This window comes from Thalassospira profundimaris WP0211 (assembly GCF_000300275.1).
GTDB lineage: Bacteria > Pseudomonadota > Alphaproteobacteria > Rhodospirillales > Thalassospiraceae > Thalassospira > Thalassospira profundimaris.
Window position 1 is genome coordinate 41280 of the sequence record NZ_AMRN01000006.1, and the last position, 24944, is coordinate 66223.

23 protein-coding genes and 1 tRNA gene are annotated in these 24944 nt (G+C 53.4%); 8 read left to right on the plus strand and 16 right to left on the minus strand.

Annotated elements, in window-relative coordinates; genetic code table 11:
* Positions 1-9: 9 nt before the first annotated feature.
* The 4 genes from TH2_RS12225 to TH2_RS12240 are packed head-to-tail and all read right to left on the minus strand — an operon-like array spanning position 10 to position 4718.
* Complete coding sequence (locus TH2_RS12225; RefSeq protein ID WP_008890746.1) at positions 10-981, minus strand: ABC transporter permease; 972 nt, start codon at positions 979-981, stop codon at positions 10-12.
* Positions 981-2099, minus strand: a complete 1119-nt coding sequence (locus TH2_RS12230; RefSeq protein ID WP_008890747.1) for an ABC transporter permease — start codon at positions 2097-2099, stop codon at positions 981-983. The genes TH2_RS12225 and TH2_RS12230 overlap by 1 nt, the downstream gene beginning before the upstream one ends.
* Complete coding sequence (locus tag TH2_RS12235; protein ID WP_008890748.1) at positions 2096-3679, minus strand: ABC transporter ATP-binding protein; 1584 nt, start codon at positions 3677-3679, stop codon at positions 2096-2098. The genes TH2_RS12230 and TH2_RS12235 overlap by 4 nt, the downstream gene beginning before the upstream one ends.
* A 43-nt stretch (positions 3680-3722) precedes the next feature.
* Positions 3723-4718 carry a BMP family lipoprotein gene (locus tag TH2_RS12240; RefSeq protein ID WP_008890749.1) on the minus strand — a complete coding sequence of 332 codons (996 nt, stop codon included), beginning with the start codon at positions 4716-4718 and terminating at the stop codon, positions 3723-3725.
* Positions 4719-5340: 622 nt separating this feature from the next.
* Between TH2_RS12240 and TH2_RS12245 the strand changes: the two genes are divergently transcribed.
* The 3 genes from TH2_RS12245 (at position 5341) to TH2_RS12255 (ending at position 8379) form a co-directional block, all read left to right on the plus strand.
* Complete coding sequence (locus TH2_RS12245) at positions 5341-6933, plus strand: bifunctional metallophosphatase/5'-nucleotidase (protein ID WP_008890750.1); 1593 nt, start codon at positions 5341-5343, stop codon at positions 6931-6933.
* Positions 6934-7091: 158 nt separating this feature from the next.
* Positions 7092-8039, plus strand: a complete 948-nt coding sequence (locus TH2_RS12250; protein ID WP_008890751.1) for a carbohydrate kinase family protein — start codon at positions 7092-7094, stop codon at positions 8037-8039.
* A 97-nt stretch (positions 8040-8136) separates the two neighbouring features.
* Complete coding sequence (locus TH2_RS12255) at positions 8137-8379, plus strand: Lrp/AsnC ligand binding domain-containing protein (RefSeq protein ID WP_008890752.1); 243 nt, start codon at positions 8137-8139, stop codon at positions 8377-8379.
* A gap of 89 nt (positions 8380-8468) precedes the next feature.
* Here TH2_RS12255 and TH2_RS20575 read toward each other — a convergent pair whose 3' ends face one another.
* The gene (locus tag TH2_RS20575; protein WP_193386506.1) at positions 8469-8954 is read right to left on the minus strand and encodes a hypothetical protein; all 486 of its coding nucleotides are present in this window, start codon (positions 8952-8954) and stop codon (positions 8469-8471) included.
* 338 nt (positions 8955-9292) lie between these two features.
* On the opposite strand from TH2_RS20575, the gene TH2_RS12265 reads away from it, so the two are divergent.
* Together TH2_RS12265 and TH2_RS12270 are read left to right on the plus strand one after the other, a co-directional pair.
* Positions 9293-10072 (plus strand): GNAT family N-acetyltransferase, encoded by a 780-nt coding sequence (locus TH2_RS12265; protein ID WP_008890754.1) that lies wholly within the window; start codon positions 9293-9295, stop codon positions 10070-10072.
* Between the two features lie 65 nt (positions 10073-10137).
* Positions 10138-10950: a lysophospholipid acyltransferase family protein gene (locus TH2_RS12270; RefSeq protein ID WP_040823747.1), complete on the plus strand. Its 813-nt coding sequence runs from the start codon at positions 10138-10140 to the stop codon at positions 10948-10950.
* An 8-nt stretch (positions 10951-10958) separates the two neighbouring features.
* Here the strand turns inward: TH2_RS12270 and TH2_RS12275 are convergent, their stop codons facing one another.
* Together TH2_RS12275 and TH2_RS12280 are read right to left on the minus strand one after the other, a co-directional pair.
* A complete protein-coding gene (locus TH2_RS12275) occupies positions 10959-11819 on the minus strand; it encodes a cupin-like domain-containing protein (protein ID WP_040823827.1) in 861 nt (286 codons plus the stop codon).
* A 286-nt stretch (positions 11820-12105) separates the two neighbouring features.
* Positions 12106-12198, minus strand: a tRNA-Ser gene (locus tag TH2_RS12280).
* 282 nt (positions 12199-12480) lie between these two features.
* Here TH2_RS12280 and TH2_RS12285 point away from each other — a divergent pair.
* Positions 12481-12702: a hypothetical protein gene (locus TH2_RS12285; RefSeq protein ID WP_008890757.1), complete on the plus strand. Its 222-nt coding sequence runs from the start codon at positions 12481-12483 to the stop codon at positions 12700-12702.
* A gap of 159 nt (positions 12703-12861) precedes the next feature.
* Here TH2_RS12285 and TH2_RS12290 read toward each other — a convergent pair whose 3' ends face one another.
* From TH2_RS12290 to TH2_RS12320, 7 genes are all read right to left on the minus strand, one after another.
* The gene (locus TH2_RS12290; RefSeq protein WP_008890758.1) at positions 12862-14040 is read right to left on the minus strand and encodes an MFS transporter; all 1179 of its coding nucleotides are present in this window, start codon (positions 14038-14040) and stop codon (positions 12862-12864) included.
* Between the two features lie 49 nt (positions 14041-14089).
* Positions 14090-15124 carry a GlxA family transcriptional regulator gene (locus TH2_RS12295; RefSeq protein WP_202949019.1) on the minus strand — a complete coding sequence of 345 codons (1035 nt, stop codon included), beginning with the start codon at positions 15122-15124 and terminating at the stop codon, positions 14090-14092.
* A 130-nt stretch (positions 15125-15254) separates the two neighbouring features.
* Entirely contained in the window at positions 15255-16943 is a 1689-nt protein-coding gene (locus TH2_RS12300; RefSeq protein WP_008890760.1) for a hypothetical protein, read from the minus strand.
* Between the two features lie 254 nt (positions 16944-17197).
* Entirely contained in the window at positions 17198-17794 is a 597-nt protein-coding gene (locus TH2_RS20580) for a PqiC family protein (protein ID WP_081579311.1), read from the minus strand.
* Positions 17791-19470, minus strand: a complete 1680-nt coding sequence (locus tag TH2_RS12310) for a PqiB family protein (protein WP_008890762.1) — start codon at positions 19468-19470, stop codon at positions 17791-17793. The genes TH2_RS20580 and TH2_RS12310 overlap by 4 nt, the downstream gene beginning before the upstream one ends.
* Positions 19467-20792, minus strand: a complete 1326-nt coding sequence (locus TH2_RS12315; RefSeq protein ID WP_008890763.1) for a paraquat-inducible protein A — start codon at positions 20790-20792, stop codon at positions 19467-19469. The genes TH2_RS12310 and TH2_RS12315 overlap by 4 nt, the downstream gene beginning before the upstream one ends.
* A gap of 146 nt (positions 20793-20938) precedes the next feature.
* Positions 20939-21838, minus strand: coding sequence for a LysR family transcriptional regulator ArgP (locus tag TH2_RS12320; RefSeq protein ID WP_008890764.1), 900 nt, complete (start codon positions 21836-21838; stop codon positions 20939-20941).
* A gap of 101 nt (positions 21839-21939) precedes the next feature.
* On the opposite strand from TH2_RS12320, the gene TH2_RS12325 reads away from it, so the two are divergent.
* Positions 21940-22566, plus strand: a complete 627-nt coding sequence (locus TH2_RS12325; protein WP_008890765.1) for a LysE/ArgO family amino acid transporter — start codon at positions 21940-21942, stop codon at positions 22564-22566.
* 20 nt (positions 22567-22586) lie between these two features.
* Here the strand turns inward: TH2_RS12325 and TH2_RS12330 are convergent, their stop codons facing one another.
* Together TH2_RS12330 and TH2_RS12335 are read right to left on the minus strand one after the other, a co-directional pair.
* The gene (locus TH2_RS12330) at positions 22587-23165 is read right to left on the minus strand and encodes a thymidine kinase (RefSeq protein WP_008890766.1); all 579 of its coding nucleotides are present in this window, start codon (positions 23163-23165) and stop codon (positions 22587-22589) included.
* A 41-nt stretch (positions 23166-23206) separates the two neighbouring features.
* A complete protein-coding gene (locus TH2_RS12335; RefSeq protein WP_008890767.1) occupies positions 23207-24148 on the minus strand; it encodes a LysR family transcriptional regulator in 942 nt (313 codons plus the stop codon).
* 106 nt (positions 24149-24254) lie between these two features.
* Between TH2_RS12335 and TH2_RS12340 the strand changes: the two genes are divergently transcribed.
* Positions 24255-24935, plus strand: coding sequence for a type 1 glutamine amidotransferase domain-containing protein (locus TH2_RS12340; RefSeq protein WP_008890768.1), 681 nt, complete (start codon positions 24255-24257; stop codon positions 24933-24935).
* The last annotated feature ends 9 nt before the right edge of the window (positions 24936-24944 follow it).

Below are 24944 nucleotides of genomic sequence, written 5' to 3' on the forward strand. Positions count from 1 at the left end.
ACGAAAAGCCTAGCGTTCCTTGACGTATGCCCGACCAAGTGCCTTTGGTGGAATAGCCCGGCCAATGAACCCGGCCAGAAGAATGACCGTCAGGATATAGGGCAATGCCTGCACCAATTGGACCGGAACTTCGCCGATACCGGGCAAAACGACGCCCTGCAAACGTGTGGCTGCCGCGTCAAGAAAGCCAAACAGCAGGCAAGCTGCCAATGCCGGGAACGGGCGCCACTTGCCAAACACCATGGCCGCCAGCGCGATATAGCCTTTGCCTGCGGTCATGTCCTGCAGGAAGGATGCGCCTTGTGCAGTCGAAAGATAGGCGCCTGACATGCCAACAAGCACACCACTGCAAATTACGGCGCGATAGCGCATCGCGACAACGCCAATGCCCGCCGTATCAACAGCGCCCGGGTTTTCACCAACCGCGCGCAGACGCAAGCCAAACCGGGTGCGATACATCACCCACCAGGCTGCCGGAACGGCAAGGAAGGCAACATAAACCAGAATATTATGACCGCTTAGCAGTTCCGAATAAATCAGGCCCAGAACCGGAACGTCCTGAACGGCGTCGGCACCCGGAAACGTGATCGGCTGGAAACGTGATCCTTTATCAAGCGCTGGCGTTTTGCCGCCCTGTGCGAAAAGTGCAATCCCGACAAGTGCGGTCAGACCCGACATCAGGATATTGATCGCCATGCCCGAAACCACTTGGTTGCCCTTGTGCGTGATGCAAGCAAAACCATGCAGCAGCGAAAGCGCAATCGTGGTTGCAATCGCGGCCAGTAGCCCGACCCACGGGCTTCCGACATAGAACGCAACCGCAGCAGCCGAAAATGCCCCGCCCAGCATCATGCCTTCAAGGGCAAGGTTAATCGTTCCGGACCGTTCGGAAAACATCCCGGCCAAGGCCGCAAGAATAAGCGGTGTCGAGGTCCGCAGCGTTGCGTCCAGCAACAGGATAATCAGCTGAAATGTATCCATTATGCGGCCTCCCCGGCATCCTGGCGCAGACGCCAGGCTGTATAGATCTTTGTCACGCGCGGACGGAACATGTGTTCCATCGCACCGGTAAACAGGATGACAAGCCCCTGAATAACCACGACCATGTCATTCGAGATGGTCGGAATTTCAAATGAAAGCTCCGCCCCGCCCTGATAGAGCATCCCGAATAGCAAAGCCGCAAGGAAGATGCCAAATGGATGGTTGCGCCCCATCAGCGCCACAGCAATGCCAACAAAGCCATACCCGGCGGTGAAATCAATCAGCAGGCGGTGCTGAACACCCATGACTTCGTTTAGCGCCACGAAGGATGACAGCGCACCTGAGATCATCATCGCGATAATGATAAAACGCCCGGGCTCAAGCCCGGCATAGGTTGCCGCCACAGCATTGGCACCAACTGTCCGGATGGCATAGCCCCAACGGGTATGCCAGATAAACAGCCAGACCATGACGCTGATGACGATCGCATAAACAAATGACAGGTTCAGTGGGCTTGACGCCATATCAATGCCAAGCGCGGCTGCAATGTCATGAATAAATGGCAATCGCAAATGTTCGGCGATCTGTTCGCTTTCGGGCGTCATCGAGCCTTCCGGACGAAGCACATTGACCAGCAGATACACCATCAGCGATGAGGCGATGAAGTTGAACATGATCGTCGTAATAACGACGTGCGATCCGCGACGCGCCTGCAAGTAGGCCGGGATATAAGCCCACGCCGCGCCAAAAATCATCGCCGCCAACATCGCCACAACCAGCATTATCGGGAATGGCAGGAAATCGAGATAAAGGGCGGCCAACGTCACACCGAGGCCACCGATATAGGCCTGCCCTTCGGCGCCGATGTTAAACAGCCCGCAATGGAACGCGACGGCAAACGCAAGGCCGGTAAAAATAAAGTTGGTGGTGTAATAAAGCGTATAACCCCACGCCTCTTCATAGCCAAACGCGCCATAAAGCAGGATTTCAACCACCTGAACCGGGTTTTCACCAATCGCCAAAACCACAAGCCCGGACACAACAAGGGCCAACAGCAGGTTCAGCAAAGGCAAGGCGCCAACATCAATCCAGCGCGGTAGTTCGACAGTCTTGCTCATGCCTGTCCCTCCGCTGCCTTGGCTTCATTTGGGTCAACGCCCGCCATCATCAAACCAAGCACGCGTTCGTTGGCCTCGGATGCCGCAACTTCACCAATGATGGCCCCATCGCACATCACCAGAATGCGGTCGGCAAGCGACATAATCTCGTCAAGCTCCACTGACACCAGAAGGACGGCTTTGCCAGCATCCCGCATGGCGACAATACGTTTGTGAATGAATTCAATGGCGCCGATATCGACACCACGGGTCGGCTGACCCACCAGAAGCAATTCCGGGTCACGCATGATTTCACGCGCCAGAACAAGCTTTTGCTGATTGCCGCCCGAGAAATTGGCAGCTTTCAAATCCGGATTGTCCGGACGAACGTCAAATTCCGACATCATATTGGCTGTTGCAGCTGAAATAGCATCCCAATCCAGAAGCCCGCCCTTTTGATAGGCAGGATCATCTTCATAGCCAAGAATAGCCGCCTCTTTGGCTGAAAAGGCCGTGACCATCGCCATGCGATGGCGATCCTCGGGCACATGCGCGACACCGCGACGACGGAGCTCTGCGGCATCAACACCTTTGCCCGCCGTTACATCCTGCCTGTTTAGCTCCACGGTCCCTTCGCTGGCAGATCTGATACCACCAAGCGCTTCAAGTAGCTCACTTTGTCCGTTACCAGATACCCCGGCAATGCCGACGATTTCGCCTGCGCGCACGGTGAAGGTCGCATTTTTGACCTTACGAACGCCCTGGGCATTATCAACACAAAGATTATCGACTTTAAGCACGGTCGCAGCCGGATTGGATTCACCTTTTTCAAGGCGTAGCAATACCTTACGGCCGACCATTAATTCCGACAGTTCTTCCGGGCTGGTTTCGGCTGTCTTGCGATGCGCCACCATTGCGCCCTGGCGCATGACGGATACGTTGTCCGTTGCGGCCATGATTTCGCGCAGTTTGTGGGTAATCAGAACAACCGTCTTGCCCTGTTCTTTCAGGGTATCAAGAATTCTGAAAAGGTGATCAGCTTCCTGCGGTGTCAAAACACCGGTCGGCTCATCCAGAATAAGAATTTCCGCCCCGCGATAGAGCGCCTTGAGAATTTCCACACGTTGCTGGAGCCCAACCGACAGATCACCCACGATGGCATCCGGATCGATGTTGAGCGAATATTCGCGTTCTAGACGTTTGAGTTCTTCGCGTGCCTTTTCAACACCATCGCGCAGAACAGCACCGCCTTCGACGCCAAGAATAACGTTTTCGAGCACCGAGAACGTCTCAACCAACATGAAATGCTGGTGAACCATCCCGATCCCGACCGCGATCGCGTCTTCTGATCCGTTGATTTCACAGAGCTTGCCATCGACGTGAATGGTTCCTGCATCGGCCTGATAAAAGCCATACAGAATACTCATCAGGGTCGATTTACCAGCCCCATTTTCGCCCACGATTCCGTGGATAGTTCCTTTGTCGACCTTAAGGTCGATTTCTTTATTGGCATGTACCGCACCGAACCGCTTGTCTATACCGCGCAGTTCAATAGCGGGTTGCACGGCACCGGTTTCCCCGGCGCCGTGCATTTGATGCATCGTATCCGACACGACAAATCCCCGATTTGCTTTGACGTCTGCCTTACATTGGGCAGGCGCTATCGCTCATGTAATCGTGTACTTCAAGGTTACCGGAAATGATTGCTTCCTTGGCCTCGGCAACGGCTGCTTTCATCTCGTCGGTGATCAGGCTTTCGTTGTTTTCATCAAGTGCCCAATCAACGCCACCTTCTGCAAGACCCAGAATGGTCAGGCCCGGCTCCCAGGTATCGTTGGCAGCTGCCTCGAAAGCTTCGTAAACAGCAACGTCAACGCGTTTCAGCATAGACGTCAGAACCGAACCCGGATGCAGGCCGTTCTGGTTGGAGTCCACACCAATGCCGAGTTTACCGGCATCTGCAGCAGCCTGAAGCACACCAACGCCAGTACCACCTGCAGCATGGTAAACAACATCAGCACCACGGTCGAACTGCGATTTTGCAAGTTCACCACCCTTTACCGGATCGTTCCAGGCAGCACCGGTAGTGCCGGTCATGTTCTGGAAGACTTCGGCATCGCCATTCGAATATTTTACGCCCTGTGCGTAACCGCAGGCGAATTTGCGGATCAGCGGAATGTCCATACCACCGACGAAACCGACCTTGCCGGTTTCAGATGCCATAGCCGCCAGAACACCGACAAGGAACGAACCTTCATGTTCCTTGAAAACCACCGACTGAACGTTCGGCAGGTCTACAACCATGTCAACAATGGTAAATTTGGTTTCAGGGAATTCTTTAGCGACTTTTTCAAGTGCAGAAGCCTGGGAAAAACCAATCGCAACAATCGGATTCATGCCGCGGCGCGCAAAGTTGCGCATTGCCTGCTCGCGCTGTGAATCGTTCTGGATTTCGAAGTCACGATACTCAGTACCGGTATCTTCCTTGTACTTCTCGGCACCCGTGTATGCCGCTTGGTTGAATGAGCGGTCAAAACGACCACCAAGATCGTAAACCACAGCCGGATTGATTTCTGCAGCCGAAGCAACGCCTGCATAGCAAGCAACAGCCGCGACCACCGAGGTCAGAAGCTTTTTCATTCCGATGCCCTTCTTTGTTTGAATTCTGATTATCTTTCCGCCAATGCCCATCTTGTTTGGCGGAACTCCCTCATCGAAAACACATGTCTCGCAACATAAGCAAAGCGGCGTTGGTCAAGGACCAATGCAGCGCGGTTTGGCATGCTGCGAATGCTCATGGTAACTACAAAATATAGTGCCCTGTAAATAGCTGAGCACGCAACACGTTGCACAGACCTGTCCACTTGGTCAGCACCAATGCACTACAACCGGAACTTCAAATCGCATATCTGCGGGGTTTCCCTTAGTTTCGGGCCGATCGGGCTCAAACCTGAACCAACCTTTTCTGCACGTTAATTTATCTTTGTCGATACGCTTAAATGGCACCAAATCGGCACCATTGAACCTCGAATGATTGAAATTGGTGCGTTTCCGATTCTTCCCGACACAAATGAACCGGCGCGGATTTACGACCACAACCGATGTGTAATTTTAACCACACCGTCAACAACCGGACATACCGTTCGCGAGAGTTTGGTGCTAGCATTCCGTGGGGCAAAGATTTTCCGACCCACCGATTTGCGTTTTCATACTTTCCCTCCCGATCGGGACAGGAAGAGTGGATTATTGTTGGAGAACAGGAATGAAAAGAACAATTGCAGGGCTGCTGTCGGCCTGCACCATGCTGAGCGTTGGTGCCGGAAGCGCGTTGGCCGATTATGATTTGCGTCTGATCCATACCAATGACGTTCATGACCGCGTTGAATCGGTCACAAAATACAATAATACCTGCAGTGCAGAGGACGATGCCGAAGGCAAATGCTTTGGCGGTTATGGCCGTCTTGCAACAGCCATTCGTGACGCCCGTGCCGAAGGCGGCAACGTTCTGGTTGTCGATGCAGGTGATCAGTTCCAGGGATCCCTTTACTATTCGACCTACAAGGGTTCGCTGACGGCTGAGCTGATGAACCTTGTTGATTATGATGCAATGGCGGTTGGCAACCATGAATTTGATGATGGCCCGGACGTCCTGGCAAGCTTCATCAAGAAAAGCCTTACCCCCATTTTGTCGGCCAACATCGAAGCCACCACGGATGGTCTGAACGAACTTATCAAACCTGAAACCATCATCACGGTTGGCGGTGAACGCATTGGTATCGTCGGGCTGACAACGCCGGAAACGGCCGACATTTCAAGTGCTGGTCCGAACGTCAAGTTCAACGACCTTGCGCAATCACTGCAAAGCTCAGTCGATCGCTTGACCGCCCAGGGTATCAACAAAATTGTCGCTCTCAGCCATTCGGGCTCATACGCCGATTTTGAGTATGTCAGCGATGTGACTGGTGTTGACGTGATTGTCGGCGGTCATGACCATCTTCTGTTTTCCAACAGTGATGACAAGGCATCCCATCCCTACCCGGTCGTCAAAAATGGTGCCGATGGCAAACCTGTTCTGATCGTCCAGGCATATGCCTACAGCCGTTACCTTGGCGACCTGAACGTCACATTTGATGATGCCGGTGTGGCAACCGCATGGTCGGGTGATCCGATTGCGCTTGATGCAAGCATTAAACCGGCCGAGGACGTTCTTGCCGTTATCGCAGAGGCCAGCGGTCAGGTTGATGCCGTTCGCACACTTGAAGTTGGCAGCTTCACGGCACCTGCAGATGGATCGCGCGAAATCTGCCGCAAGATGGAATGTTCCATGGGTTCGTTGGTTGCCGATGCCATGCTCTGGAAAGCTGGCGATGACTATCAGATCGCCATTCAGAACGGCGGCGGTGTGCGTGCAAGCATCGATGAAGGCACTGTTACCATGGGTGAAGTCCTGACGGTTCTTCCGTTCCAGAACGCCTTGGCAACCTTCAAGCTTTCCGGTGCGGATATCGTTGCGTCGCTTGAACATGGTGTATCGCTTGTCGAGGAAGGCAAAGGCCAGTTTCCGCAGGTTGCGGGCCTGAAATTTGACCTTGATCTTTCGCAACCTGCCGGATCGCGTGTTTCAAACGTCATGGTTGCCGAGGGCAATGGCTTCGTGCCGATCGAGGCCGGCAAAATGTATGGCGTTGTTTCCAACGACTTTATGCGCAATGGCGGTGATGGCTACGCCCTGTTCCGGGATAATGCCACCGATGTCTATGACTTCGGACCGAACCTTGAACAGGCTGTTGCCGACTATATTGGGCTTAACTCCCCAATGACCCCGACGACCAAGGGTCGCATCAACCTGAAATAAACAGGTTTTCTGCGTGATCAAGCGACCGAAAGGCAGTCCGTATCGGACTGCCTTTTTTGTTTTCCTTGCCTTCATGCGCGCTTGAGGCTTATCAACATCGCTTACAGCACATGACCGTCACCTGCGTGACGTCCCACGACAAAGAGCACCCGTTCTCTATGACGCCTAATGCCAACATTCTTTGCTTTGGTGCCGCCCATTTCGACCGCACCCTGCAATGTACCGAGACTTTTGTTCCCGCTGCCTCGAACCCGGTTCGGACATTGCATCGCAAACCTGGCGGTGTCAGCCGCAACATTGCGGTGCATCTTCGGCTTCTGGGCAATAATGTCGCGATGCTGGGCGCTGTCGGGGATGACGGTGATGGCGATCAGGTGATCGAGGCGCTGTCCGAACTTGGGATCGATACCCGCCATCTGATGAAGATCACTGGCATGGCAACGGCCGGTTACACGGCCCTTCTTGATGAAACCGGCGAACTTGCGCTCGGCATGATGAATGCCGAGGTCTATGACCTGCTGACCATTGATCGCCTTGAACCGCATCTGGCAAACCTTCTGGCACGGCCCTGGTGGTTGGTTGATGCGAACCTGCCAACCGAGAGCATCATGTGGCTTGCCGAAAACAAACAGACGACAAAATTGTGCGCAGCTACCGTTTCGCCCAGCAAGGCAGTACGGTTCAAGCCGGTACTTGATAAGCTGGACCTGCTGATTGCCAACCGTGCAGAAACACGCATCCTGACGGGTATCGAGATCAACGATCTTGCGCAGGCGAAAGTCGCGGTCGAGCTTTTGCGCGGCAAGGGTATCCCAGATGTCGTGATCACGCTTGGTGCCCAAGGGGTTGTCTCCTCGTCGGCATCGGGGACAGCGTTCTGGCATCCGTTGCCCACCAAGGTCAAAGACGTCAATGGTGCGGGTGATGCCTTCTATTCCGGTTTTCTGTCGGCTTACTCGAAACCGCATACAAGCTTTGACGATGCAATGGCATCGGGCCTCGCGATGGCCAGCCTAACGGCAGAAACCGAAGGCACCACTGTTTGGGATCTGACGCTGGACGCAGTCACGGAACGCGCAGCAAAGGCCGAAAGAAAAGTCCTTTGACCCAAAGGGGCCAAACCAAGATCCTGCTTGATGATTGCATGGATCATGCAACGCAGGTAGCTTGTCCTGAATTCAACTTCAAACCGGAGCCGATCCGATGCATCCATTTTTCATCTTTGTGAAATGTGAACTTGGCAAAGCCTATGACGTCGCAGCAGCGCTTGTTGAAGAAGTCGAAGGCGTTTCCGAAGTCTATTCCATCTCCGGCCCATTTGAATTGTTGGTCAAGGTATATATTGATGACGGACAGGATATTGGGCGCTATGTGAATGAATATATCCACAAGCTGCCTCATATCAAGGATACGCAGACCATCATTACCTTTAACGCCTTCACCTGAGGGCAAAACGGCCGACAAACAAGCTTGCAGAACCAAAAGCGGCGCCAGTCAGGCGCCGCTTTCTTTCTGTCGGATTCAGGCAACGCCACTTAGTTTCTGGCAACATCCCGGATCACATCAAGAATGATCTCGGTCCCCTTTTCGATCAGCACAACATCGTCGCCAACGATCTGACGCAGCGCACCGTCCGTGCGCGCAGGAAGTCTTGAAATCAGGTTATCGGGCAAATCGCGTTTGGCAATGCCGGGTGGCAACGTGCCGCCGCGCTCAAGCTTCATGGCAATACCGGGCGGCAAGCCTTTGTTGCCTTTTCCCTTGTTACCCTTGTCTTTTTTGTCGCTATCTTGGTCAGATTGCCCGGTCGCAATATCAAGTACATCGCGAATAATGCGCCGTTCTTCATCACTGAAAATACCACCACCTTGGGCAAGTTCGACGACGGTGTGATGATGTTCCTGATTAGCCGGATGTGACTGTACAGGTGCTGTCAGGGCAAGACTGGAACCGACAAGAACAAAACCGGTCGTAAATACTTTGACCCAGCTGGTTGTGAACGGCATGGCGACCTCTGTCATCGTGAAAAATATCCAAACTCATGTGGGGACTTTGCCCAAAATTGCGACAAGCCCAGTAAGGATAACGTTTCACCCGCTACCTTTATGCCATACAGCAGAGAATATTTTTCTGGATTGTTCGTAACGCAGAGCGCGGCAATACCAAATGACGCATTTGACCTTGTCATCAATACGCCTTGGGCTTTTCAATACGCGATGATGTTCGACCGAAAACACTGGTCGGTTTAACGCTACCATATTGTTTTCATAGACAGTTCATTATGTGATACAAATCACTCTATCATAACGAAAAGCGACGGCAACCAAGTTTCATTAGAACAACAGAATTAATTTCCAATATGGCATCCGGTAGATTTTCTGTTCATCTGGCCAAGACCAAACAAGACCTGAAAGCGGCGCAAGAACTTCGTTTTGAGGTCTTCTTTGGCGAGTTTCACGCCAAAGCCATGACCGAGCAACACTCGGCCGGCCTTGATAGCGATAAATTCGACGCGTTCTGCGAACACTTGCTGGTCGTGGATAATGAAAATGACAAGAAAGTCATCGCCACCACCAGATTGCTGCTTTCGCAACAAAAACCCGCAGATCTCTCATACATCGCGCAGGAAGAGTTCTCTATTCCCCTGCTTGGCGCTGTGAAAGACAACTGCATGGAAGTCGGCCGATCCTGTGTTCACAAGGACTATCGCGATGGCAAAGCCATTCAGCTTCTGTGGCGCGGTATCACCAAGCTGATTTTCAATCATGACATTCGCTATCTGTTCGGCTGCGCAAGCTTCCATGCGACCGATATCGACAAGATCGCCTACGAACTGTCATACCTGCATCACTACCGATTGGATGATGAACCGCATATTGCACGCGCACTCGATTATCAGTCGATGGAACGCATCGCAAAAGACGACATTGATCCGGACGAGGCCCTTGCGAAATTACCCCCCCTGATCAAAGCCTACTTGTCGCTGGGTGGCGTTGTTGGCGATGGCGTCGCACTTGATCCCGATTTCAAGACGCTTGATGTATTGATTACGGTCGATGTCGCCAAGGTCCCAGATCAATACTATAGATTCTATAAAAAGCAGGCTGATCGCCTTGATCTCACACCTCTAAACGCGTGAGTGCGATTACTGTTAAAAGAAACATCCGTGACGTCAAACAAGGGTTTTCAAGCGCTTTGGACCAGATGGCAACACCCCACATCACTGCACCGATCACACCAGCACAGCACGTGAAAGCAGGGCTAAAATTCACGACGCTGATGGTCTGGCTGTTTGCGATGCTGATCCCCTTCCTGATCCTTGAAGGTCTCAAGCTCCGGGCCAGTTCACATATTGTCCGCATCTGGCATCTTGGTGCCCGCAAGATCACCGGCATCAAGGTCGAAGTCACCGGATCGCCAAGCGAAACCCTTCCTTTGCTGCTGTTGGGGAACCATACGTCTTACCTCGACATTCCGGTGATCAATGCGCTGTTCACCGTAAATTTCATCGCCAAGTCCGAAGTTCGCGGCTGGCCCGGCATCGGGTTCCTTGCGCGCTGTTGCCAAACCATTTTTGTTGAGCGCCGGGCCATCAAGTCGCACGAACAGATCAAGATCCTGCGCGATAAGATCCTCCCCGACCGCAGGCTGGTTCTGTTTGCCGAAGGGACAAGTACGGATGGTACTGTCGTCCTGCCGTTCAAATCGTCGCTGATGGAATTTGTGTTTGACGAAAAGATCGCTGAAGTTTGCCACGTTCAGCCGATAACAGTTTTATGCCTGAAAGACAGCGCGAGTGGATCTTCGCCAGAACCGGAAACGGTTCTTTACCCCTGGTTTGACGACACCACCCTTGCCTTCCATTTCTGGCGCTTCATGGCAACGTCGGGCTGTACCGTCAAAGTCCATTTCAGTCCAAGCCGTCCGGTATCCGAATTTGATAACCGCAAGGAACTGACCCGATGGGCCCATGCGGGGGTTCAAAACGGCTATGACATCATCCTGAAAAAGGCTTGAGGCAAGCCTCAAGCCTTTCGCGCACGGGCGTGTGCCCAGTCTTCCTTCATCTGATACCACTTCTTTTCGCCAATCATCTTGCCGAGATACTGGTCAATGACCTTAAGCTTGAAGATGCTGGCAAGACCCGCCGCACGCGCAGGCCAGGTTTCAGGCAAGGCGCGCAATGTCAGGCTGATGCCAGCCGTGCTGTATTCGATGAAATGCCACCAGCGGCTGGGGATAAAGATGGTATCGCCCGGCTCCAGAATGCATTCATAGCCGTGAATATCTTTAAGCTTCGGATAGCGTTCCAGATCCGGATTCCGAAAATCAATATTGCACGAAACAGTCAGTGGATGCTGATACAGGTGCCGTCCATTTTCGCTTCCATACAGGATCACACGTTTGGTGCCGGTCATCTGCGTCAGGAAAACATGGCTGTGATCCAGATCGTAATGAATATCGACATAGGCGTCCTGGCCACCCACAAACAGGAATGGATGATTTTTCAGGAACGTGACGCCCAGGTCAGGATATGAAAAATCCTCGCGCAGTTGCGGCATATGCTTGAACACATTGAACAAAAACATGCGAAGCGGTGTCGGCCCGGCCTGAATAAGATCAAGATATTCGCCAAAGGGCATGCTTTGGGTTGAATCGAGATAGTCGTTGTCCGAGTTCGCAAATGCCTCGCTATAAAGCGGCACCTCGACATCGCCACAGCCCTGCTTCAGATAGTCATATGACCATTTTTCCAATGCAGGCCAGTTTGCGGCGAAACTGCGCATGATGACGGGACGTTTGGGCTTAAGATACTGGTCAATAAACTCTTCTCTGCTCAGATCATCTCGTCGATCAATACTCAGATAGCTTAACTGGCTCGTCATTCCGGCCCCGTCTGTTTTCTTGTTTTGCTGCACACCAGAACGCTCAAGCCTTTTTTCTGTTCCACCTTCGGCTTGGAGCTTTTCAGATAGATCATAGGAAACAGCCGAAATCAAGCTGGCTGCGCCGGTGGCGTTATGTACTAAACAGTTGTAATTTTTGATCTCTTGCGATGAGCCAACGTGATTTGGGAACCGATCTGGCCTCGCCAAGATCAATCGCGCCGGCCACGGCCCAAATGCGCAGGCCGGAAACGAAAAAAGCACCCTTTTGGGGTGCTTTAATCAATGGCGGGCAAGGAGGGATTCGAACCCTCGATAGGGCTTTTGACCCTATACTCCCTTAGCAGGGGAGCGCCTTCAGCCACTCGGCCACTTGCCCTTTATGTCCTTGGTGTTCCCTGCGGAACGACGCCTTTCTTAAACATCGCCATGGCGCATGTCAATGCCCGAAACCGGCGTTAAGGTCGTTTTCTTTTTAACAGTCCTGCCAAATAAAACCAGCAGCTTTTTGCCTGCATTGCTCACTGCATTTCCAGGTTGATTGGGAAAAGAGTCTTCAAACCATCACATGGCTGTCATCGGATAGAAAAAAACAGCTGTCATAACGGTGTGGTCGATTGGTTTTTCACCGTCTTTTGACGTAAATGCTAGTTGGAGAAAAATGCGTACGATCTATCAAAGCACGGATGATCTCGGTCATACCCTTCGCGCCCTCAAGATGACCAAGGAAGGTCATAACGACCCTGTTTACATGGGGCTGGTCATTCAGGACCGAGAAGTCCTGTTCCGCACCCGCGAAAACAGTTCACGCGATTTCGTTTTGCAGAAGATCAAGGAATTCGTCGCAGGCAACGCGACAAGTTTGGTATCCCAACCGGCCTGATGGCCGGTTTTTTTTATTGCCTTTACGCACGCACCTAGCTCGTTCTCGTCCATCCCGAACGGCTCGGGGTGCAAGCGATTTCAGTCGCGCCGGGGCGACGATCCCCGTTCGCCCTGCAACTTCACCGCCGGTCGTCTTGACCGGCGGTTTCTTTTGGTTTCAGACGTCTGCGGTCGCTTGCTTTGCGGCATATCCTCGCCACATCAAAATCAATGCAACACCCAAAACCGGCAACACACCAAAGTTGATCAGGCTCCAGCCGGCACCGGCGATCAATGCCCCGCTGGCAATTGTGGCGACTGTCGCCGTCCCACTGTTGCCAAGTTCCATCAGGCTTTGCGCATGCCCGCGTTCCGCCGCATCATGCCCCTCGCCCAACATCGTTGTTCCTGCCAACAGCATCATGTTCCAGCCAATCCCCAGAAGGAACGAACTAATCAGGAAAGCGGCAATCGAAATGCCCGAAACGGCAACGCCAACACTTATTACCAGTGCAAACGCCCCGAATGATGCGACCCGGCGTGGCCCAAACCGGTCGATCATTGGCCCGGCAACGAAGGCCGGCAAGAACATCCCGATCAAATGCCAGCGGATCACGTTGGCCGAAACATCCACATCAAAGCCACAATATTTCATCGCAAGCGGCGTCGCTGTCATGACCAGGACCATAATACCCTGCCCGGCGGCACTGATGGCGATTGCGCCGCGAATGACTGGGCGGCGCAACAGATCGGACATGACCGCCCGGCTCGACCCGGCACGTTGCGGAATGCCACCATCTGGCAACATGATCATCAAGGATGCACCCAAGGCCGCCAGACCTGCAAGTGCCAAATAGGCCCCGGCAAACGGAACCGGGAACATGCCTTGGCTGGCAACAGCAATCTCCGGGGCAATCAGCGCAGCAACAACACCCCCGCCCAGAACAAGGGCGGCAGCACGCCCCTTTTCGGATGGCGCGACAGTTTCCAGCGCAGCGTAACGATAATACATAGCCGACGCCTGATAGGTGCCAATCAGTGCGGCGGAAAGCGTGACCAGCCAGAACGATCCGATATAAATACCGTAAGCCACCATCAGGCCACCCAAAACTCCAAAGAGCGCCCCGACAAACAACCCAACGCGTCGTCCACGACGCTGCATCAACATGGCAATCGGATGAACAGATACGAGATTGCCCACCATAAGCATTCCAAGTGGCAAAGTTGCCATGTATGGCGCGGGGGCAAGCGACACACCGACAAGCGATGTCAAGGTAATGCCGATCAGTGAACAAGACCAATACAGCGCCTGCGCGAAGAAAAGCAGACGCAATGATCCATTGGTCAGCAACAACATGTTCCCAACTCCTGAAATTCAGACTGTGATGAAAGCCGTCAAACCGTCGCTAGTTTGCGGAGACTAATGATTTGCGGGCAAAGCGATCCGCATATTCCTGGGGACTGACAGAAAGATGTCGCTGAAACGCCCGGCGCAGCGTTTCCGGATGCCGGAAGCCGCACAATTCGGCAACCTGTCCAATCGCAAGGGCTTCGTCCTGCAACAGCGCACGGGCGGATTCTACCCGGACGCGCTCGACATAACGCGCCGGGCTCATCCCCAGATCACGCGCAAACACCCGTGAAAAAGTGCGCGGTGTCATCCCGGCACGTTCGGCCAGTGTTTCAAGCGATAGATCCTTGGCGATATTGCCGGGCAACCATTCAAGCAGATTTGCAAGCCGTGCTGTGGCGCCGGTTTCAGGGATCAGATAGGCACTGAACTGCGCCTGCCCGCCGGGCCGTTTGAGGAACATTACAAGCCTGCGTGCAACGGACAAGGCCAGGGCACGACCGAAATCCGCTTCGACGATTGCCAGCGCCAGATCAATCCCGGCGGTGACACCAGCTGATGTGAAAACATGTGGATCACCATCCAAGCCCGCGGGATCATAGCTGTGCAGCCGGTCCCCCATCATTTGGATTGCCGGGTAATCCCGTGCCATTTGTTCGCAACGCGACCAGTGGGTTGTGGCCATTTTGCCATCAAGCACCCCCGCCTCGGCCAGAATAAGTGCACCTGAACAAATCGAGCCTAGCCGCGGTACGATGCCTTCGGCCTTTCTGACCCAATCAAGGATTTGCGGTTCTTTGCATTCTGTCAGAACACCGACACCACCTGGCACCAGCAAGGTATCGACCGTTTCCAGATCAAGGTCGCGCCACGCCATATCGGCATATATTCGCACACCACAGGATGTCTGTACCGGCCCACTCGCCCCGGCCACAACGATCCCTTCGTATCCTTGTGGCCGTCCCAGCGCGGAAAGCTCGTCATTTGCCGAGCCAAACACCTGAAGCGGCCCGATGACATCAAGACTCATGACACCATCAAAGGCGTGGCAGGCGACTAATTTCGGGGTATGGGGCGAGTTGGACATCATCGTAGCTCCTTGTCAGAGATACATCATGCCCAATCCCGAATGTGGCAACAATGACAAACACCCCACGAATCTTGCCAACTGGCTTTCGTGGGGTGTTTTGGTCATTCAACGCCAAAAGGATGTCTTCGGCTCAGAACCCGCTTCGTTGCAACAATGCATAGAAATCGCGGATCGTGCCTTCCTTGGTCGTCATGTCCTTGATGTCATCGACCAATTTGTCGGTAAAGTTGGGCTGTTTCAGATACCCGACCACCCTTTTCCGGGCCATGGCAGCCGATTTGCCCTCAATCAGAACACCACTTGAACAGAACTGAACCAGCATATAGGCGCGTTTGCGCAAATGCAGGCTCGGATTATCAATGCGTTCAATCACCTTCTCGCGGACAAGATACTCTGCCAGCCCGTCATCAAGCTTGGCACCGATTTCCGCCTTCTGTTCGTCAGGAACGTTTGATGCCGCAAGCACGTCGTTCATATGTTTGACGGTCGCCATTTTGTCGCGTGGCTTGGCGTCCGGCTCACAGAACGCGCGCAAAGCACGCATATCACCAACAGCGTCGCGCATCATTTCGTAAAGTTCGTCGGCAAAGTCTTCGACGATCCCGCTATTGGCAACCGCAATAAGCCAGGTCAGCTTCCGGAAGTTGGGGATCAGGCGACTGTTGATTTCTGCGACACCTTCGATCAGGGCCCGTGGGCCACCAACATTGCGCAACCGAGCACCACGTTCAGCAATCGCGCTGACCATCGGCGTGCCATAAATCACGCCCTGCTCTGTGATCAGGCGTTCAAGGATACCGTCAAGCGGATCCGGATCGCTTTCGTGGCGTTGCAGGCTATTGGCACTGCGCAGTTCGCGAACGATGTAATCAAACATCGCTTCCTGACTGTTGGCCAAAAGGCCAGACCCAAACAGCGGGTTCAGAAGTTCCAGAATGTCATCGGCAGCACCGCGATTGCCCTTTGCCCGACCAAGTGCGAGGTCAATGTGCAGGGTCACCGCTTCGCCAAAGCTGCGCGAACCGCCAAGCAGTTCCTTGAGTGCGACGGGAGAACCGAGAATATCGGCAATCACGTCATCAATCATCTTGCGGGCGGCTTCGTCCTTTTCATCGCCCTTGACCTTAAGCGCGAGGTCAAGTTTGCCAACCCAGTTACGGGTCGAGGACAGCACGCGCGTCAACGCGACCATAGTCAGGAAGTCGGTATCTTCCGCAAGATTGAGGCGTCGTATTTCGTCACGCACTTCCGAGATGGTGGCGTCTTCGAATGCCGGTAGATCGACTTTTTCAACTTCTCGGGCGCGCGCAGAGAGCTGCTCAATCGCGCCATGAAGGTTGTTCATCGCCTCAATGTGATCGCCATCAGTCGCCTTGGCATGAAGCCCGGCAACCTTGTCAACCGCAGTCGGCATCAAGGTGTCATGGAACATCAACTTGCGAAGGTTCTGGTAATTGTACATTACCTCGCAAGGCGTCAGAATTTCCTGTTCGAAATATTTGCGCAGCAACCGGTTGATGGTCGCGCGGCTTTCTTTCTGCAAAAGGTCGTTATCCGTCTCGCACAACGGCGCTTCGTCGATGGAGGTTACCCGAACGTCATCGTCCTGGTCATCGCCCGCGCCTTGTTTTTCGAGAAGTACCTTTTCAATATGACGACCGTCGCCGCGTTCCCAGTTACGAATAACGCGCACGGCAGAGATCTTGGTTTTCACAAGCTTTTCAGCTTCTGTAACCGCCTCCTGTTCGACATCAAATGTCGAATGGATTATCCAGCGATCCCCACGCTGGACCATAACTTCAAATGTCGTATCCGACATGACGCGCTCTGGCTCCCTAACTTCCTGTTTGGGCGGCATAAGTCTGCCGTTCAACTAGTCAGGCGCGTGTCCCAATTTTTATATTTATTCTTACTTATACTGCTATTCGGGTTCCTAAAACAATAGTTCGATGCAGATGTTTTATATACTTTCGGGTATTTCTTTAGAATTTCCTGAATTCCCCTGCCCTTCGAGCTGGGAAATTCTGACAATCGAACTGCGTATTTGGCCGTGAACCGTCATTTTGCGACGAATCACGGTATACGCGCCGCAATTTCGGCCGTCAAATCGGCCAGCAGACTGCTCATGGCGATAACGGCGTTATCGAGTGTTTGATCGGCTGGTGTGCTGACCTTGTCATACTTGGCCGCTGTGACGATTTCCCCACTTTGGAAATGCACGAGCTTCCAGCGCGCTATCAGATTAACATTGCCATCGGCCTGCCGTTCAAAACGGTCAATATCAACAACCACCTGCCATTCCACCATATCCCGCGAGTTCCACGGAAAGACTTCCAGCCGTGCTGCAACCCCAGTCCTGTCGAGGTTATCCATAAGAACACGATTGATGTTCTCACCCAGCGGTTCGGCCCAGCGGTACCCGGAATTAACCTCCGGCCGATTGGCGGCACTGCGCGTGATGATCGTCGATCGGTCGAGATAGCTCGGAATTGTCACCGGCCCGACACCAATGACCGTCGTTTCACCGGGGGCTGGCGACACCGGCTGCACCATTGGTGACAGCAAATAATATTGGTCAGGAACCGATGGTGACGCGCAAGCGGCCAAAAGTGGTGCGACCAGCAGCACCCCCCATCTGGAGATCATTTTTCGGACTGTCTGTCGCATCATTTATTCTCCTCCGGGCCGCTCTTGCCAAGGATAAGGGCACTCGGGTTCTGTTCGAGGAAATCGGTCAGTTCACGCAGGGAACGTGCCGTTGCACCGAGTTCTTTCAGGGCTTGTTCAAGGTTGTAACGCACGGGTGACGTTGGCGCCGTAACATCGCGAACACCGCCAAGTGCCTCGCGTGCTGCATCCAGTGCGGTCTGGGTTGCGGGCAACACACTCGCATCCAGATTGGTGACAAGCGTATTTATGCCCGCCGCGGCCTGTTGCAGGCTGATCATCCCGTTATTCAATGCTGGCGACGTGACGATATTCTCCATGCCCTCCACGGTCCCAAGCAGGCGAATTCCGATTTCTTCAATCGGGAAGGTTTCGACCTTTTCAAGAAGACTGGTTAGCGAATTGGCAATTTCGTCCAGCTTTTGCGGCAATGTCGGAAGTTCCGGCAAATTGCCCTCTTGATTGCCAAGATAGCGCGCCGGGGAAACCGGATGCATAGACAGATCGACAAACAACTGACCTGTAATGAAACTTCCTGTCTTGAGGCGGGCACGCAGGCCATTATCAATCAGGGTTTCAATGGTTTCCTGCGGATCAACATCTCCCAGGCGCCCACCGACGATGCTTACCCGTTCGGGTTCAAGTGTGACTTCAACCGGCACACGGAAGGCGTGCTGTGTAACGACATATTCCAGGTCGACACTTTCGACTGTCCCGACACGGATACCGTTGAATTCCACAGGTGCACCGCGCGAAAGCCCGCGAACCGAAGAGTCGAAATAAAGCATGTAGCGCTGGCTGTATCCCTCGGCAAGCAGCTCGGCCTTCTCAAGGCTTTCATGCAGTCGGAATACCGTATCTGCGGTCGCCATTTCGTCGTTTTCATTTGCGGGCGGCGTATAAAAGTTGATTCCACCCGCCAAAACAGAGCGAACAGACTGCGCACGCACAGAAAAGCCTTCGGCATTCAGATCAAGGGCAATCCCGCTTGAATCCCAAAATCTGGTTTGGCGTTTAACAAGCGCATCGAAAGGTTTGCGGATAAATACGGGGATTGAAACACCATCCGCATTGGCATCCAGTTCGGTATCAAGCACCTCTCCGACCTCGATCCCGCGCAGCAGGACCGGTGTCCCCTCGCCCAGGGAACCAAGTTCTTCTGCGGTCAGGACAAAACGCGTGCCGTTTTCTTCATCAGGGATAAATTGCGGCTCTTCCTCACCAACAAATTCGCGTGCCTTTTCACCCGACTTGTCTGGTATCACTTCAATATAGGCCCCGGAAACAATGGTTTCCAAGCCGGTAATACCCCGCGCACTCACGCGTGGGCGCACAACCCAGAACCGCGTTTTATCTGTCAGATAATCGCTGAAATCCGCGTTCATTCGGATCGTCAGAACAACGTGTTCCATATCGTCGGCAAGATTAATGGCTGTCACCTGACCGACATCGACATCGCGATAACGCACGGCAGTCTTACCGGCAGACAGACCTTCGGCCGCTTCAAACGTAACGGTGATTTCGGGACCCTTTGAGACGATATCACGCCACAACAGCCAACCACCGACGATCAAGGCCACAAGCGGCACCAGCCAGATAATTGAAAAACGGCCCCAGCCTGTTCGGATGTCGGGCTTTTCCGGCTGTTGACCCGGTTCTGTACTTTTCGCGTCATTCATGACGGAATCCCCTGATTTTGAACGCGGTCATGATCTGTCTTCACTCTTGCCAATCTTGGTTTTTTGACCGTTTGCATACCGGCGCGATCCCAAATCAAACGCGGATCAAAGGCCATGGCCGACAGCATTGTCAAAATAACCACCCCACAAAATGCCACAGCCCCGAAACCGGGTTGAACTGTTGCGATATTTCCAAGTTTCACCAGTGCAGCAAGGATCGATACCATAAACACATCAACCATCGACCATCGCCCGATCAGCTCCGTAATACGATAAATCAATGTGCGCTCCTTGAGTGGACCAGACAACCCCAAGGCGGTTGCAATATAAACCCATCCCAACAGCAGGATTTTGATGATTGGCACCAGAATGCTTGCCGTAAAGACAACGATGGCAATTGGCCACTCCCCAGCCCGGACCAGCGCGCTGACGCCCGAGAGTATTGTGTCTGCCTCTGCCCGGCCAAGATACGTCACGGTCATGATCGGAAAGACATTTGCCGGCACATACAAAATGACAGCAGCCAGCAACAAGGCCCAAGAACGCGACAGGCTGCGTGGCTTTCGGTGATGCACCATCGCACCACAGCGCGGACAGCGCACATTTTCGCGCCCGCCGCCCAGAACAACCATGGAGCATGTGTGACAGGTCAGAAGTGTTCTGTCTTGCTGATCTGAACCTTGTTGGTTGTCGATATCTTCAGATGTCGGATAACACAGGTTTGCCGGTGCCAACCGCCGCCAAACGTAGCGTGGGTCAAGCGTGATATTCATCAGAAGAACCGTCGGGATCAGGCAGCAAATCGCAAAAAATGCAGGACCGGCAATGACATCAGCAAAATCCGTCAGCTTGGTCAAAGCCACCAGCAACCCTATCAGGAAGACATCGAGCATCGACCAGGGCCTGATGATCGCCAGAATGCGCCAGACCTGCTGCATGCCGGGCACTTGCCTGTTCAAGCTGATCGGCAGCAATACATAGATGTGCGCCGTAATCAGGACCAGCGGTGCCAGCACAGATGTGACGGCGACCATAATGGCCAAAAACGGAAACCCTTCGCGCCAGAACGTCAGCACACCACTGCTTAGCGTGTTGGTCTCAACCCGGCCTTCCATGGCAAAGGTCAAAACCGGGTAGCTGTTGGCAATCAAGAACAACAGAAAGGCCGTGACAGCCAGTGCCAACGGTTTGTCAAAGCGCACCTGTGCTGCGCGGTACAACGGCGATCCACATCGAACGCAATATGCGACACTGCCCGTCGGGATTTCTTCCTCGACATGGAGATAGTCGCAATTTTCACAGGCGATCAGTCGATGAGACATTGTTTTCCTGTTTTTACAATCCGTTATACGGACTGGTTCGCACATCAAAGTAAGCGACACTTTTGCATGCAAGTCAAATCGGGGCACTTGGCAGCGGTGAATGTCCTTGGCAAATAAGACAAAAAAATGTTCAGAGAGGCATGATTTTACTGCGGAATTTCCGGCAGATGACGGCGCGCCTCAGACAGGACGATGTCGTTGACCTGATCAAGAAGCCGACTGTTGATGGTTTTGTGATGCCAATATAAGGGACGATCAATTTCAAACGGACACGGCCGAACCAGCCTTCCGGTGCGAAGCCCCTCTTCCGCCTGATGCTGTTCAACGACGGCATAGGCCACGCCCTGTTCGGCAAGGGTCACGAAACCCTGTGAACTTGGAACTGTGTGTGCAGGGAATTCCCCGGGGGTAAGTCCAAAATACTGATGAAGGAACTGGTTTTGCAGTTCATCATGTTCGGAAAAATTCACCGCCGGACAAGCGCGCAAGGCATCCGCATTTACGCCATCCTTGAAATAGCGTTCCTGAAACTCTGGTGAAACCACCATAAAGTAACGCATGGAGCCCAGGGGCCGTACCCGACATCCCTGAATGGGTGTATCGCGCAAACTGACCGCACCCAGCACGTTTCCTTCCTGCAGGGAGTGATGATTAAGCGATTCATCATCGACGACCAAATGCACCAGAACCCCAAGTTTCTCAAACAGAAGCTTGGGCACATCGACAAACCAGGTCGCCAGACTGTCGGCATTAACCGCAAGCGTTACCTGACCAAATTCGCCTTCGGCGCGCACCTCTGGCAGTTCTGAACCCAGATCCTGTTCAAGCAGTCGCACACTTTGATAATGCGCAAGCAACCTTTGGCCTGCAACGGTTGGGACAATCGGCTTGGCGCGCACCAACACTGGCTGACCAAGTCGCTCCTCCATCAGCTTGATCCGCTGGGATATCGCAGACTGGGTCAGTCCCAGTGCCCGCGCCGCCTTCTCAAAGCTTCCGAAACGGATAACCTCCGCACAGGCCTCAACCAATTTGTAATCGAGCATGACCAACCATCAATTTTTCTAATCCATGTTTAGTATAATTCGATTTTCTTAATTCATAAAGGTGCTATCAACGGCGGGCCACAGTACGAGGAATGCCACGAATGCTTTTAACCTATGCCACCGGATTTGGTCTTGGCGGCGGGCTGATCATTGCGATTGGCGCGCAGAATGCCTTTGTTCTCGGTCAGGGATTGCGGCGCAATCATCCGCTGATGGTGGCCTTCGTCTGTGCCTTGTGTGATGCGGTTTTGATTGCGGCGGGCGTCGCAGGGCTTGGAACACTCATTGCAGCCTACCCCCTCCTCACAAAGGTTGCGGCCTGGGGTGGCGGCTTATTCCTGATCTGGTATGGATTTGGTGCTCTGCGACGGTTGTTTGAAACCGAAACATTGTCGGAAAAGGCGATTTCAAAAACCGGCTGGAAGGCGGTTCTTGGGACCACCCTCGCGGTCACGCTTTTGAACCCGCATGTCTATCTTGATACGGTTGTCATGCTGGGTGGTATTGGCGGGCAGTATCCGACGGACGAAAGACTTGGCTTTGCCTTGGGTGCCATGAGTGCCAGTTTTGTCTGGTTCTTTGCCATTGCACTGGGGGCTGCATGGCTTGCACCCTATGTCGCACGCCCAATCACCTGGAAGATCATTGATGGCGTAACCTGCGGCGTTATGTGGCTGGTGGCCTATAGCCTGCTGGCACCGGAAATACGGGCGCTCATCGGGAACTAGGACGCCAAGTCGAGTGCGCCCTACTCGTCCATCGCTTCCTTGAAATGGCGACGACAGACCGGGACATAACGATCATTCCCACCGATTTCAACCTGTGCACCTTCTCGGACAGGTTTGCCATCTTCATCAACCCGCAAAACCATGCCGGCTTTACGGCCGCAATGGCAGATGGTTTTAAGCTCATTAAGCTTGTCCGCCCACGCCAGCAGCCATTTGGAACCTTCAAAGAGCTGTCCCTGGAAATCAGTGCGGATGCCATAGCACAACACAGGGATGCCATGGATGTCGGCGATATCGGAAAGCTGCCAGACCTGGTCTTTAGACAGGAACTGTGCCTCGTCAATCAGGACACAATCGACTTTCCCCTTTTCAACCTGCTGAAGGATCAGGGCCGTCATATCGGTATTCGCATCAAACAGCAGTGCCGGTGCCTCAAGACCAATGCGCGACGCAATCTTGCCTTCGCCGAAACGGTTGTCAAACGCCACTGTCATCAGCAACGTTTCCATGCCGCGTTCACGGTAATTGAAACTCGCCTGAAGCAAGGTGGTCGATTTACCCGCATTCATGGACGAGTAATAGAAAAACAGATTGGCCATGCGTGTCCCCCGAAAGTCGTCACAGGGGAATAGCCCAACAATCACGAATGATCAATATGGCTGTCGCCTTGAACTTGCCCATTGCGCGAAATATCGATTTCACGCATTTCTCGCCGCATGTAATCCAGAAGCGACTGAACCTTTGCACTACGGGTCACACCGCCCGGATAAACGGCATAGATCTCAAGATCGGGCAGCTTGCAATCAGGCAAAACCCGGATTAAGTCGCCGTTATCAATTTCCTGCTGAACATCACATAGCGGAACAACTGCCAATCCATGACCGCCCCGCAGGAACTGCAATCTGGCGGTCGCGTTATCCACCCGAACACTGCCCGACACTCGGATATTTCGGGTACCGTCGGCACATTGAAGCGTCAGCGTTTCAGGAACACGGCTATACATCACCCATTCATGTTCGGACAAATCATCCGGACTTTCGGGTAATCCGAACTTGCTGACATAAGACTGGCTGGCGGCAATGATCCTGTGGGTCTGATAAAGTTTGAAATTCTTGAGTTCCGAATTTTTCAATGGCCCGGAACGCACGGCAATATCAATGCCGCGACCAATCAGATCGACTACTTCGTCGCTGAGATGCACATCAATCGAGACCCCCGGATATGTTTGCCTAAACCGGTCAAGGATCGGCACAATTCGAAGTGTGCCAAGATGAACCGAACAGGTCAGTGATATTTTGCCCACGGGATCGTCACGCAGTTCTTCGACGCGTTTTCTCGCAGCTTCGGCTTCGAGGGAAATGGTGCGGCAGCTGTCGTAATAGCGTGCACCCGCATCGGTCAGACTGAAACTGCGTGTGCTTCTGCGCAACAAAGGCACGCCGAGGCGGGTCTCAAGCTGGCGAATTTGATGGGAAATGGCAGCACGGCTGAGCCCCATTTTCCGCGCAGCCGCAGAAAACCCGCCTTCGTCAACAACGCGGGCAAAGATCATCATCGCCCGAACTTCATCAAGTGCCGACATTCTATATGCTCATTACATTTGACAATGTGTTCACTTCATCAATCTTTCGCAAATTCTGTCAGCCAGTTAGGATGAGTGCAAATGAATTCCACGCATGGAGGAACTGATGCGTATTTTGATGATTGTTACGTCACATGATCAGATGGGTGACACCGGACACAAGACCGGTATCTGGCTCGAAGAGTTTGCTGCCCCCTACTACCGCTTCGAGGATGCCGGGGCAGAAATTACGCTGGCATCCCCAAAAGGGGGCAAGCCACCCCTTGATCCCAACAGCCAAGTGCCCGACGCCCTGACCGATGCGACCGAGCGGTTTGAAAAGGACGAAGCGGCAAACGCGGTTTTCGCCAACACCGTCACCCTTGACGGTCTGAAAGCCGATGATTTTGACGCCCTGTTCTATCCGGGTGGGCATGGTCCGCTCTGGGATCTGGCAACTGATCAGAAATCCATTGCCCTGATCGAGGATTTCGTTGCCCAGAACAAACCGGTTGCTGCCGTCTGCCATGGCCCGGCCGCCCTCGTGAACGCCAAAACGCCAGATGGCAAACCGCTTGTTTCTGGAAAACGTGTTACCAGCTTCACCAATGATGAAGAAAAGGCCGTCGGTCTTGAAAACGTCGTGCCGCTGTCGATTGAAGACGAATTCAAGAAGTATGGCGCAACGTTCGAGCGTGGCGATAACTGGGCTTCCTATGCGGTTGTTGATGGCAAACTTGTCACCGGTCAGAACCCGGCATCAAGCGATGCAACGGCCGATGAAGTCATCAAACTTTTGTCTGCATAAAACCGCTTG

Coding starts and splice junctions, on each gene's coding strand:
- TH2_RS12300 (WP_008890760.1), bottom strand. CDS start 16,943: ATGTCGGATACGACATTTGAAGTTATGGTCCAGCGTGGGGATCGCTGG.
- TH2_RS12335 (WP_008890767.1), bottom strand. CDS start 24,148: ATGTCGGCACTTGATGAAGTTCGGGCGATGATGATCTTTGCCCGCGTT.
- TH2_RS12225 (WP_008890746.1), bottom strand. CDS start 981: ATGGATACATTTCAGCTGATTATCCTGTTGCTGGACGCAACGCTGCGG.
- TH2_RS12265 (WP_008890754.1), top strand. CDS start 9,293: ATGGCATCCGGTAGATTTTCTGTTCATCTGGCCAAGACCAAACAAGAC.
- TH2_RS12325 (WP_008890765.1), top strand. CDS start 21,940: ATGCTTTTAACCTATGCCACCGGATTTGGTCTTGGCGGCGGGCTGATC.
- TH2_RS12230 (WP_008890747.1), bottom strand. CDS start 2,099: ATGAGCAAGACTGTCGAACTACCGCGCTGGATTGATGTTGGCGCCTTG.
- TH2_RS12250 (WP_008890751.1), top strand. CDS start 7,092: ATGACGCCTAATGCCAACATTCTTTGCTTTGGTGCCGCCCATTTCGAC.
- TH2_RS12240 (WP_008890749.1), bottom strand. CDS start 4,718: ATGAAAAAGCTTCTGACCTCGGTGGTCGCGGCTGTTGCTTGCTATGCA.
- TH2_RS12285 (WP_008890757.1), top strand. CDS start 12,481: ATGCGTACGATCTATCAAAGCACGGATGATCTCGGTCATACCCTTCGC.
- TH2_RS12330 (WP_008890766.1), bottom strand. CDS start 23,165: ATGGCCAATCTGTTTTTCTATTACTCGTCCATGAATGCGGGTAAATCG.
- TH2_RS12245 (WP_008890750.1), top strand. CDS start 5,341: ATGAAAAGAACAATTGCAGGGCTGCTGTCGGCCTGCACCATGCTGAGC.
- TH2_RS12290 (WP_008890758.1), bottom strand. CDS start 14,040: ATGTTGTTGCTGACCAATGGATCATTGCGTCTGCTTTTCTTCGCGCAG.
- TH2_RS12295 (WP_202949019.1), bottom strand. CDS start 15,124: ATGATGTCCAACTCGCCCCATACCCCGAAATTAGTCGCCTGCCACGCC.
- TH2_RS12320 (WP_008890764.1), bottom strand. CDS start 21,838: ATGCTCGATTACAAATTGGTTGAGGCCTGTGCGGAGGTTATCCGTTTC.
- TH2_RS12270 (WP_040823747.1), top strand. CDS start 10,138: ATGGCAACACCCCACATCACTGCACCGATCACACCAGCACAGCACGTG.
- TH2_RS12315 (WP_008890763.1), bottom strand. CDS start 20,792: ATGTCTCATCGACTGATCGCCTGTGAAAATTGCGACTATCTCCATGTC.
- TH2_RS20575 (WP_193386506.1), bottom strand. CDS start 8,954: ATGACAGAGGTCGCCATGCCGTTCACAACCAGCTGGGTCAAAGTATTT.
- TH2_RS12310 (WP_008890762.1), bottom strand. CDS start 19,470: ATGAATGACGCGAAAAGTACAGAACCGGGTCAACAGCCGGAAAAGCCC.
- TH2_RS20580 (WP_081579311.1), bottom strand. CDS start 17,794: ATGATGCGACAGACAGTCCGAAAAATGATCTCCAGATGGGGGGTGCTG.
- TH2_RS12255 (WP_008890752.1), top strand. CDS start 8,137: ATGCATCCATTTTTCATCTTTGTGAAATGTGAACTTGGCAAAGCCTAT.
- TH2_RS12275 (WP_040823827.1), bottom strand. CDS start 11,819: ATGACGAGCCAGTTAAGCTATCTGAGTATTGATCGACGAGATGATCTG.
- TH2_RS12235 (WP_008890748.1), bottom strand. CDS start 3,679: ATGCATCAAATGCACGGCGCCGGGGAAACCGGTGCCGTGCAACCCGCT.
- TH2_RS12340 (WP_008890768.1), top strand. CDS start 24,255: ATGCGTATTTTGATGATTGTTACGTCACATGATCAGATGGGTGACACC.